This window comes from Mycobacterium sp. NAZ190054, assembly GCF_001545925.1.
Classification (GTDB): Bacteria; Actinomycetota; Actinomycetes; order Mycobacteriales; family Mycobacteriaceae; genus Mycobacterium.
The window spans coordinates 1-9,878 of sequence record NZ_LMVQ01000125.1 but is presented as its reverse complement, the minus strand read 5'-3'; the positions used below and the strand labels follow the sequence as shown (position 1 = coordinate 9,878).

At 68.3% G+C, this 9,878-nt stretch carries 12 protein-coding genes and 3 pseudogenes; 8 read left to right on the top strand and 7 right to left on the bottom strand.

Annotated elements, in window-relative coordinates; translation table 11 throughout:
- The first annotated feature begins 332 nt into the window (after positions 1-332).
- Positions 333-632 (top strand): hypothetical protein, encoded by a 300-nt coding sequence (locus ASJ79_RS10945; RefSeq protein ID WP_067955013.1) that lies wholly within the window; start codon positions 333-335, stop codon positions 630-632.
- A 50-nt stretch (positions 633-682) separates the two neighbouring features.
- Here ASJ79_RS10945 and ASJ79_RS10940 read toward each other — a convergent pair whose 3' ends face one another.
- From ASJ79_RS10940 to ASJ79_RS10930, 3 genes are read right to left on the bottom strand one after another with little or no spacing between them, the layout of a single operon-like run.
- Positions 683-1,501: an exodeoxyribonuclease III gene (locus ASJ79_RS10940; RefSeq protein ID WP_067955011.1), complete on the bottom strand. Its 819-nt coding sequence runs from the start codon at positions 1,499-1,501 to the stop codon at positions 683-685.
- A 4-nt stretch (positions 1,502-1,505) separates the two neighbouring features.
- Complete coding sequence (locus ASJ79_RS10935) at positions 1,506-2,411, bottom strand: GNAT family N-acetyltransferase (RefSeq protein ID WP_067955009.1); 906 nt, start codon at positions 2,409-2,411, stop codon at positions 1,506-1,508.
- A 2-nt stretch (positions 2,412-2,413) separates the two neighbouring features.
- On the bottom strand, positions 2,414-3,007 hold the full coding sequence (locus ASJ79_RS10930; RefSeq protein ID WP_067955007.1) for a peptide deformylase: 594 nt from the start codon (positions 3,005-3,007) through the stop codon (positions 2,414-2,416).
- Between the two features lie 150 nt (positions 3,008-3,157).
- Between ASJ79_RS10930 and ASJ79_RS10925 the strand changes: the two genes are divergently transcribed.
- The 5 genes and pseudogenes from ASJ79_RS10925 to ASJ79_RS30885 all read left to right on the top strand — a co-directional run.
- On the top strand, positions 3,158-3,466 hold the full coding sequence (locus ASJ79_RS10925) for a DUF3263 domain-containing protein (protein ID WP_067955004.1): 309 nt from the start codon (positions 3,158-3,160) through the stop codon (positions 3,464-3,466).
- Between the two features lie 41 nt (positions 3,467-3,507).
- Positions 3,508-3,963, top strand: coding sequence for a LytR C-terminal domain-containing protein (locus ASJ79_RS10920; RefSeq protein WP_067955002.1), 456 nt, complete (start codon positions 3,508-3,510; stop codon positions 3,961-3,963).
- A gap of 10 nt (positions 3,964-3,973) precedes the next feature.
- Positions 3,974-4,675: a superoxide dismutase family protein gene (locus ASJ79_RS10915; protein WP_067955000.1), complete on the top strand. Its 702-nt coding sequence runs from the start codon at positions 3,974-3,976 to the stop codon at positions 4,673-4,675.
- Complete coding sequence (locus ASJ79_RS10910; RefSeq protein ID WP_067954998.1) at positions 4,656-5,798, top strand: glutamate--cysteine ligase; 1,143 nt, start codon at positions 4,656-4,658, stop codon at positions 5,796-5,798. Before ASJ79_RS10915 ends, ASJ79_RS10910 begins: the two co-directional genes overlap by 20 nt.
- Before the next feature lie 2 nt (positions 5,799-5,800).
- A pseudogene (locus ASJ79_RS30885) lies at positions 5,801-6,253 on the top strand (LON peptidase substrate-binding domain-containing protein); the annotation flags it as partial.
- On the opposite strand, the pseudogene ASJ79_RS10905 reads toward ASJ79_RS30885, so the two are convergent.
- From ASJ79_RS10905 to ASJ79_RS10890, 4 genes and pseudogenes are all read right to left on the bottom strand, one after another.
- A pseudogene (locus ASJ79_RS10905) lies at positions 6,209-6,988 on the bottom strand (LytR/AlgR family response regulator transcription factor); the annotation flags it as partial. The pseudogenes ASJ79_RS30885 and ASJ79_RS10905 overlap by 45 nt on opposite strands.
- Before the next feature lie 3 nt (positions 6,989-6,991).
- Entirely contained in the window at positions 6,992-8,218 is a 1,227-nt protein-coding gene (locus ASJ79_RS10900) for a sensor histidine kinase (RefSeq protein ID WP_067954996.1), read from the bottom strand.
- 49 nt (positions 8,219-8,267) lie between these two features.
- Positions 8,268-8,702, bottom strand: coding sequence for a hypothetical protein (locus tag ASJ79_RS10895; RefSeq protein ID WP_067954994.1), 435 nt, complete (start codon positions 8,700-8,702; stop codon positions 8,268-8,270).
- The gene (locus tag ASJ79_RS10890; protein ID WP_067954993.1) at positions 8,692-9,198 is read right to left on the bottom strand and encodes a pyridoxamine 5'-phosphate oxidase family protein; all 507 of its coding nucleotides are present in this window, start codon (positions 9,196-9,198) and stop codon (positions 8,692-8,694) included. The genes ASJ79_RS10895 and ASJ79_RS10890 overlap by 11 nt, the downstream gene beginning before the upstream one ends.
- A 188-nt stretch (positions 9,199-9,386) precedes the next feature.
- Here ASJ79_RS10890 and ASJ79_RS30880 point away from each other — a divergent pair, with 188 nt between their 5' ends.
- Together ASJ79_RS30880 and ASJ79_RS10885 are read left to right on the top strand one after the other, a co-directional pair.
- Positions 9,387-9,677: a transposase gene (locus ASJ79_RS30880; protein ID WP_082753776.1), complete on the top strand. Its 291-nt coding sequence runs from the start codon at positions 9,387-9,389 to the stop codon at positions 9,675-9,677.
- Positions 9,674-9,878 (top strand): annotated as a pseudogene (locus tag ASJ79_RS10885) (hypothetical protein); the annotation flags it as partial. The gene ASJ79_RS30880 and the pseudogene ASJ79_RS10885, both read left to right, overlap by 4 nt.

Sequence of the window (9,878 nt, the reverse complement as noted above, 5' to 3'; positions counted from 1 at the left end):
CACGAGGCGTCATCGGGAAACCACGCCCGGAATTCTTGATAGGTCCGCGGGTAGTCCACACCGCCCACGGGAGCGCCCTCGACACCCACGCTGAACAGCATAGGTCCACTTAAGCAGATAAGCAGTACATACGTTCTACACTAGATCAGGGGTACGACAAATCTCATTCGCGTAGTACTGCCAACCACCCGTCAATTTGTGCCGCGGGAATTATCGGCGTCACCTGCCGGTTTAACCAGTCGGATCACAGAGATCTGAACTACCACCACCTCAAGTCGAGACCGCGCGACATGTTCCGACGGCTCCGACCCGACCAAGGGAGGAGGGCAACAATGAAGAACCTCACCATCGCCACCGCCGTCGCAGCCGGCCTGAGCGCCACCGTCCTCGGACTGGCCGCTCCCGCCGTGGCTGCCCCCAGCGGCGGCAACGCCGACGAGACCATCAGCCGGCTGGAGGCGCAGGGCAACCGCGTCGTGGTCAACCGCCTCTCGGACGCCCCGCTGAGCGAAGCCACGGTCGTGGCCATCAACCAGGGCGGCGAGATCCGCTCCACCGTCCACGATTACCGCTACGACCGGACGTTCCAGCAGCGCGTCACCGGCCACGTCTACTACGTAGACGTCAAGTAGGCGACAAGAAGCGGGGCACCTCCGACCGGGGGGGCCCCGCTTCTGTGTTGTCAGTCGGCAAGATCGACGACCACGGGGGCGTGGTCGCTCGGGGTTCCGACGCGGTTCTTGCCGGTCTTGCGCTCGTCACGGGCGATCTCGGCATGGACGACTCGCCCGGCCAGCGCGGGGGAACCCAGGATGAAGTCGATGCGCATGCCGCGGTTCTTCGGGAAGCGCAGCTGGGTGTAATCCCAATACGTGAACGTCCCGGGGCCCGGTGTGAAAGGCCGTACCACGTCGGTGAATCCGGCGTCGACGACCGCGTTGAACGCCGCGCGCTCGGGCCCTGTGACGTGCGTGCTGTGCTGGAACAGGGAGATGTCCCACACATCGTCGTCGAGCGGGGCGATGTTCCAGTCGCCGACCAGGGCGATGGGTGCCGACGGGTCTGACGTCAGCCACGATGACGCGGTAGTGCGCAGTGCGGCAAGCCATTCCAGTTTGTAGGCGTAGTGCGGCGAGCCGACGGTGCGGCCGTTGGGGATGTACAGGCTCCACACCCGGACGCCACCGCAGGTGGCGCCGAGCGCACGGGCTTCGGCCGCCGCCTCCACCTCGGGCTTGTCGCTCCACGTGGGTTGACCGTCGAAGCCGATCTCGACGTCGTCGACACCGATCCGCGACGCGATCGCCACCCCGTTCCACTGGTTGAAGCCGCAGTGCACGACCTCGTAGCCGAGGGCGGCGAACGGCATGGTCGGGAACTGGTCGTCGGAGCACTTCGTCTCCTGCATCGCCAGCACGTCGACCTCGGCGCGCTCCAGCCAATCGGTGACGCGATCGACACGGGTGCGTATCGAGTTGACGTTCCAGGTCGCCAGGCGCATGGGCCTACAGTAGGTCCTCCGCGCGGACATACCGCGACCGGTGGTGCACGCGGAAACCCATCGACTCGTACAGCGCTCGGGCAGCGGAATTGTCGGAGACGACCTGCACGTAGGCCCGGGTCGCGCCGCGGTCGTGCGCCCAGTCCAGCAGTCCCTGGCACAGTCGCCGTGCCAGACCTCGGCGACGGGCGTCCTCCGACACGTGAACCGCCGAGATCCCGGCCCACCGCGTGCCGTCGGGTGCGGCCGTCACCGCGACCCGGCCCACCGCGGCGTGCGCCACTTCGCCGAAACCGACCTCACCGTCGACGACCGCGGTGAGCACATCCACCGGCACGTTCCGCCGGTACAACGCCAGCCAGGTGTCGTCGGGCGTCGCGGTGACGGAAACCCCCGGCACGGCGGCGACCGCGATATCCGTTGTCATCACCAGGTTCTCGGCGTCGGTGGTGATGCCGTCGGGCAGCCGCAGAAGCCGGTCCGGTGCCGACACCAGCGCGGGCAGCCCCCGCGCGGTGTACCAGTCGCGCACGTCCGCGACCTCACTGAACGACGAAAACCGCAAGGGTACGGCGGAATTCGCACGCCTGGTCACTCCGTGACCGTGCCGCAACAGCCAGCCGCCGTGCCAGTGCCACTCGGTGCCGGGCCATCCCAGCGCCGCCGCATGCTCGAGGTTGCGGATCTCACCGGTGCGCACCGGCATCTCGGGGACGACGCGCACGGCCAGCACGTCCTCGGCGGCGATCTCGACGATGTCGCCGTGCCGGGTGCGGATGCGCACGACCGCACCGGCGTCTCCGCCGGATTCGACGACGTGGCCGACCACGTCGGTCATCGGCCGGTCGGAATCCGTCGGGAGCCGGTAACGCAGGCTGACCCGGGTCCCGACCTCGGGCAGCTCGGTCATGCTCAGTGGCCGAACGGGTCGGGATCCTCGCCGGGCATCCAGGACAAGCCGGGGATGCCCCAGCCGTGATTCCTGACCGCCTTCTTGGCCGCCCGTGCGTTACGCCCGACGAGCCGGTCCAGGTACGTGAAGCCGTCCAGATGACCGGTCTCGTGCTGCAGCATCCGTGCGAACAGCTCCGTACCCTCGATCGTGATCGGCGTCCCGTCGGCGTCCAGCCCCGTCACCCGCGCCCAATCGGCGCGCCCGGTCGGGAACGACTCGCCGGGCACCGACAGGCAGCCCTCGTCGTCGTCCTCGGGGTCCGGCATGGTCTCTGGCACCTCGGAGGTCTCAAGGACCGGGTTGATCACCACGCCGCGGCGCCGGGCGGTCTTCTTCCGGGCGTCGGCGCAGTCGTAGACGAAGACCCGCTTGTTGACGCCGATCTGATTGGCGGCCAGCCCGACCCCGTGGGCGGCGTCCATCGTGTCGTACAGATCGGTGATCAGATCGGCCAGATCGGCTGGCAGCGAACCGTCATCACCGACAGGTACCGGTTCGGTCGCGGTGTGCAGGACGGGATCTCCCACGATGAGGATGGGTCGTACGGCCATGCGAGGAAGCTTAAGGGGAAGCGCCGGTGCGGTTGTTTGCACCGCCGACTCGCGGCGACGTTGACGGTGCGCGTGACCCAACCGTGATTGAATACTCGCCGAACCACACTGATGTCATTCTCGAAATTCCGGAAGGGTCCAAGTAGCGATATGGACGGCGCCATCGCGCGGGCTGAGCGTTCTGGGGACGACACCGAGCCCACCGACGGGCTGACTCGTCGAGAACACGACATTCTCGCCTTCGAGCGGCAGTGGTGGAAGTACGCCGGCTCCAAGGAAGACGCCATCAAGGAGCTGTTCTCCATGTCGGCGACCCGCTACTACCAGGTGCTGAACGCACTGGTGGACCGGCCGGAGGCCCTCGCGGCCGACCCGATGCTGGTGAAGCGACTGCGCAGGCTGCGGGCCAGCAGGCAGAAGGCACGAGCCGCACGCCGCCTCGGTTTCGAGGTCACTTAGGGCCACCGGCCCGACGTGGGCCCGGGATACAGTAGGCGCCGATGAACCAGCGAGATTCCTCCGGGCTGCCGCTTCGCGCCATGGTGATGGTGTTGTTGTTCCTCGGCGTCGTGTTCCTGCTCGTCGGTCTCCAGGCCGTCGGCGGCTCAGATGACGACGAGTCCTCGGCGACGACGACCGTGACGACGACTACCACCACCACGAGTGCCGCGCCCGAGGAGCCCGCGCGGCCCGAGGTCCGCGTGTTCAACATCTCCACGGTCGAAGGCGCCGCCGAGGGCGTAGCCACCCGGCTGCGCGACGCCGAATGGAACGTCGCCGAGACCGGCAACCTGACCGTGCCGGACGTGACGGTGACCACCGTGTACTTCGGCGAGGCGCCCGGCGAGCAGGAGGCGGCCGAAGAGGTGGGCCGACTGCTGGAGGCGCCGGTCGCTCCGCGGGTGCCCGAGCTCGCAGAGCAGCCACCGGGAGTGGTCGTACTGGTCACCGGCTAGGCTCTTGTTCATGCTCAGGTCCGTTGCTGCTGCCACCTTGTTCGCAGTGCCCGCACTTGCGTTGAGTGCGTGCGCTCCCCCCGGAGAAGTGCCCTCGGATGCCCCCGGCACCACACCCCCGGTGTGGACGGGGTCGCCCTCGCCGACAGCGGGGCCGGACGAGCACGGCGCGGGGCACGGCGGCGGCACCGCCGCCGGTGAAACGCTGACCGCCGATCTGAAGTCGCCCGACGGCACCACTGTCGCCACCGCCGACATCGCGTTCTCCGACGGCTACGCCACCATCACGGTCGAGGCGACCGGCGGTGAGCTCGCCCCGGGCTTCCACGGCATGCACATCCATTCGGTGGGCAGATGCGAGGCGAACTCCGTGGCCCCGACGGGCGGGCCTCCGGCCAACTTCAACTCCGCCGGCGGACACTTCCAGGTGCCCGGACACAGCGGGCACCCGGCCAGCGGTGACCTGTCGTCGCTGCAGGTGCGCGAGGACGGCTCGGCGCGCCTGGTCACCACCACCGACGCGTTCACCGCGGAGCAACTCCTCGCGGGTGCGGGCACGTCGATCATCATTCACGAGAAGGCCGACAACTTCGCCAACATCCCGCCGGAGCGCTACCAGCAGGTCAACGGTGATCCGCCGCCGGATCAGACCACCCTGGCGACCGGCGACGCCGGAGCGCGGGTGGCCTGCGGTGTCATCACCCGGGGCTGACCTACGGGCTGATGGCCGAATCGACTTCGCCGGGTCGGTCCGACCGACTCTGGGTGTCGAATGGGAGTTCGCCCTCGTCGACGCGACGACGCGCGATCTGAGCAACGAGGCCGCGTCGGTGATCGCCGAGATCGGCGAGAACCCGCGCGTGCACAAGGAACTGCTGCGCAACACCGTCGAGATCGTCACGGGCATCTGTGACAACGCGGCGGAGGCGATGGACGACCTCGCGTCGACGCTGCGGCCGGTGCGCGAGGTGGTGCGTGAGCGTGGCATGGAGCTGTTCTGCGCCGGCACGCACCCGTTCGCGAATTGGTCGGCGCAGAAGCTCACCGACGCGCCCCGCTACGCCGAGCTGATCAAGCGCACGCAGTGGTGGGGCCGGCAGATGCTGATCTGGGGCGTGCACGTGCACGTCGGCGTGTCGTCCGCGCACAAGGTGATGCCGATCATCACCTGCCTGCTCCGCCAGTATCCGCATCTGCTGGCGCTGTCGGCCTCCTCGCCGTACTGGGACGGGGAGGACACCGGTTACGCCAGCAACCGGGCGATGATGTTCCAGCAGTTGCCGACCGCCGGGCTGCCGTTCCACTTCCAGGAATGGCGCGAGTTCGAGCGCTTCGTCGGTGACCAGAAGAAGACCGGCATCATCGACCACATGAATGAGATCCGGTGGGACATAAGACCTTCCCCGCACCTCGGCACCATCGAGGTCCGGATCTTCGACGGCGTGTCCAACCTTCACGAGCTGTCGGCGCTCGTCGCGCTCACCCACTGCCTGATCGTCGACCTGGACCGCAGGCTGGACGCGGGCGAGTCGTTGCCCGTGATGCCGCCGTGGCATGTACAGGAGAACAAATGGCGGGCAGCCCGTTACGGGTTGGACGCGATCATCATCCTGGACGCCGACAGCAACGAGCGCCTGGTGACCGAGGACCTCGACGAGCTCGTCGAGCGGCTGCAGCCCGTGGCGAAACGGCTCGCGTGTGTCGACGAGCTCTCGAGGGTTCCCGGCATCTACCGCGACGGTGCGTCATACCAGCGCCAGCGCCGGGTTGCCGAGGAGCACGACGGTGACCTGCGCGCCGTCGTGGACGCCCTGGTGAGTGAGCTGGTGCTGTAACGATGCCGACGGTGCCGATGTTCCCGCTCGAGGTGGCGATGCTGCCGGGCGAGGAACTGCCGCTCCGGATCTTCGAACCGCGATACTCCGCGCTGGTGCAGGCGTGCCTGGCCGCCGAGGATCCGGCGTTCGGCACCGTGCTGATCGCGGCGGGCCGGGAAGTGGGCGGCGGTGACACCCGCAGCGATGTCGGCGTGCTGGCTCACATCGTCGAGCACGCGGACCTGGGGGCTGGTCGTTACCGGCTGAAATGTGTGTTGGGGGAGCGGATTCGGGTGCTGGAATGGCTTCCCGACGATCCGTACCCGAGGGCGGTGATCGAGCTGTGGCCCGATGACCCGGGGCAGACCGTCGACGTCGAGGCGATCCGTGACATCGAGGACCGGATGGTGGCGTTGTTCGAGCGGATCGCCGCCGCGCGCGGTGCGCATCGGGTTGCGTACCAGGCGGTCGCGCAGTTCGCGTGCCTGGCGCCGGCTCACCGGAAGCTCGACCGCCGGCGACGCGCCGTTGGCGCGCAACCGCACCAGGACGGCGCCCTCGGCGGTGCGCAGGCCGGTGACGAGCCGCAGAGCGACCAGGTAGGACCGGTGTACGCGTTGGAAACCGTGGTCCCGCCACCGGGTTTCGAGTGTGCTCAGCGGGATGCGGACCAGGTGCGAGCCCGACGCCGAGTGCAGCCGGGCATAGTCGCCCTCGGCTTCCACCCAGCCGATGCTGTCGCGGGGCACCAGGTGGGTGACGCCGCCGAGCTCGGCCGGGACGACGCCGGAATCCGGTTCCTCGCCGCCACTTTCGTCCCTGGCTGCCGGAGCCGTGGCCTGGGCGGTGGCGGCGCGGCGGACCGCCTCGTCGAGCCGGTCCGCCCGGATGGGTTTGAGCAGATAGTCGACCGCGCCGACGTCGAACGCGGCGACAGCCTTGTCGTCGTGCGCGGTGACGAACACGATCACCGGCCGCTGGGCATAGTTGGCCAGCACGCTCGCCAGTTCGATGCCCGACAGGCCGGGCATGTTGATGTCGAGGAACACCGCGTTGATGGTGCGCAGATTCAGTTCCCGCAGCGCGGAGGTGGCGTCGCCGGCGCGGTGGACCTCAGCGACGCCCGGATGCCTGCCGAGCAGATAGGCGAGTTCGTCGAGGGCGGGTGCCTCGTCGTCGACGGCGAGCACGGTGAGCGGTCTGGTCACGCCCTACTCATTTCGACCCACCCCGAATCCACCTCCGCCGGCGCGTACGCCCGACCGGAACTTCGGCACCCGCATGACGACTTTCGTGCCGGCGCCGATCGCCGTTTCGACCACCAGACCGTAGTCGTTGCCGAACGCGGCGCGCAGGCGATGGTCGACATTGGTCAGACCGACGTGGGCGCCCGTCCCCTCGGACGCCGGGGCGCCGTCGGAGAGCGCGTCGCCCGGTCCGGCGCGCAGCGCGTCCGGATCCATGCCGACCCCGTCGTCCTCGACGGTGATGACGCAGTCGGAGCCCTCGTCGCGGGCCACGAGTTCGATCGACCCGCAGCCGCGGCCGGCGAAGCCGTGCCGCACCGCGTTCTCGACCAGCGGCTGCAGCGCCAGAAACGGAACCACGACGTTGAGCACCTCCGGGGCGACCTGCAGGGTGACCTTCAGCGCGGGGCCGAACCGCGCCCGCTCCAACGTCAGGTAGCGGTCGATGTTGCGCAGTTCCTCGGCGAGCGTGGTGAATTGGCCGGCGGCGCGGAACGAGTAGCGGGTGAAGTCGGCGAACTCCAGGATCAGCTCGCGGGCGCGGTCGGGGTCGGTGCGCACGAACGACGCGATCGTGTTCAGCGCGTTGTAGATGAAGTGCGGACTGATCTGCGCGCGCAACGCCAGCACCTCTGCGCGGTCCAGGCGCGCGCGCGACGCGTCGAGTTCGGCGAGTTCCACCTGGCTGGCGGCGTAGCGCGCGACCTCGCCGACGGCGCCGAGCATGCCGGGGCCGGGGGAGCGCGTGGTGACCACCACCAGCACACCGAGCATGTCACCGGAGTCGGCGAGCAGGGGCTGGGCCACCACGGCGGCCGTCCTGGCGTGCGTCATCACCCGGCGCCCGCCGGCGATGGACTGCCGGGCGGCGCCCACGCAGGCGTCGCGTACGTCGTCGTCCCACAACCCGTCCGACGCGTCCTCGGCGAGCAGTGCGCCGTCACCGTCGAACAACGCCAGGCCGTCGGTGCCGGTGAGTCCGCGCAGGAACGGTGCCGCGGTCGCGGCGGAGTCGGTGTCCAGGCCGCGGCGTAACGCGCGCGCGGCCAGCGAGGCGGTGTGCAGCGCGGTGTGCACGGCGCGTTCGGTGGGGGTGGCGACCACGCGCCGGGTCCGCACGGCGAGCACCACCGCGGCGACGGCGAGCAGGATCAGCGCGGCCGTCAGAGCGATCGCGAGCTGGCCGGACATGTGTTAGTGCTCCTCGCGTGCGGTTGGCCCCACCTTAGACCGGGCGCACTCAGGGTTGTTCCGCGGCGCGATGCCGAATCTCCTTGACGGAGGCCCAATTCACCGCCGGACGTGCCAGCCCGCGCCTGTCGAGATACTTCTGGGCCGAGGTGTGGGCGCCTCTCAGGAACGACACCAACTGCAATCTCGACTGCGGTGTGAAGGCCTCGCTCGCGAAGACCCAGCCGTCTCCACGCCTCCGGAGGCAGCCCTTGACCTGGGTCGAGTCGAGCTTCCACAACTTCTCGTCGTGGAAGTGGCACAGCAGGTTCGCCGGACCTGCGACCGCTCCCAACGCCTCGGGCAGCACCACCGGCAGTTCACCGGTCACGGTGTCGTAGGCGCGGGTGCCGACCCGGACGCTGAACGGATATCCGCGCGCGTCGAGCGCGGTCAGCACCGCTTCCGGGAACTTGCGCAGCCGGCCGGCCGCGTCAGCCCACACGGCGCACCTCGTCGAGGCCGAGTTCCTCGGGCGGCCTGGTGAAATCCCGCGTGGGCCAGTACAGGATCCGACGAGGGGTCACGTGGATCAGGATGCGCATGTAATACGACCACCAGAGCCGGCGACCTAGCCACGTGCTCCACAACGCGCCGGCCGGCTGACGGGTGAACAGCGTCTGCGTCAGCGACGCCAACTCCGGATCGGAGGTGGGGTCGGTGACGATGCGGTCCTCGGCGGTGGCGTCGCCTTGGATCAGGACGGCCCCCGCTTCGGTGATCCCACTGCCGGTCGGTTCCGAGAACAACATGCTGACCTTGGGATTACGCCGGATGTTGTAGGCCTTCTGCGGCAACCCGATGCTCGTGGCCAACAGGAATCGGCCGTCGCCGAGCAACCGCGGACTCACCGGCCAGGTCTGCGGTGCACCGTCGCGCGCGATGGTGGTGAACTCGCACGTGAAGTAGTTCTCGATGATCTCGACGGCGGCCGATGTCACAGCGTGAGCCTACGCCCGCCTGGGTCTTGTGGGTGTCGAGATTGCGGTGGGGGTTGTGGTCCGGGCGTGGTGGGCGACCGTGGTGTGGATCTCGGGGGGTTGGTGCGGGTCTGTCTCGGTGATTTGGCGTGCCCTCTGTTCTCCGGACTGCGGACCAAATAGGGTCGGTCTGGAAAGGATGAACTGGGTTGGCGAAGAAATATCAGAAGTTCTCACCTGAGTTTCGAGAAGAAACGGCCAGGTTGGTGGTGGAAGGTCAAAAGTCCATTGCCGAGGTTGCGCGTGAGCACGGGCTCAGTGATACCACTGTTGGTAACTGGGTTCGGAAATACAGAGAAACGCATGCCAGCGACGAGCCGCCGCTGGAATTATCGGAACGTGCTCGGCTGCGTGAATTGGAACGCGAGAACCGGGAAATGGCGATGGAACTCGCTTTCTTGAAAAAAGCAGCAGCGTACTTCGCGAAGGAGCCACGGTGAGCCAGAAGTACGCGTTCATCGCCGCGGAGCACGCCGAAGGCGCCGCTGTAGCGGGCATGGCTCCCACGATCGTGCAGATGCTGGCCTGGCTGGGGGTGTCGAAATCGGGATATTACGAGTGGCTGGGCCGGTCAGCCAGCGCCGCAGCGTGTCGCCGTGAGGAGCTCAAGCTCAAGATCGCCGCGCTGTTCAAGTCTTTCG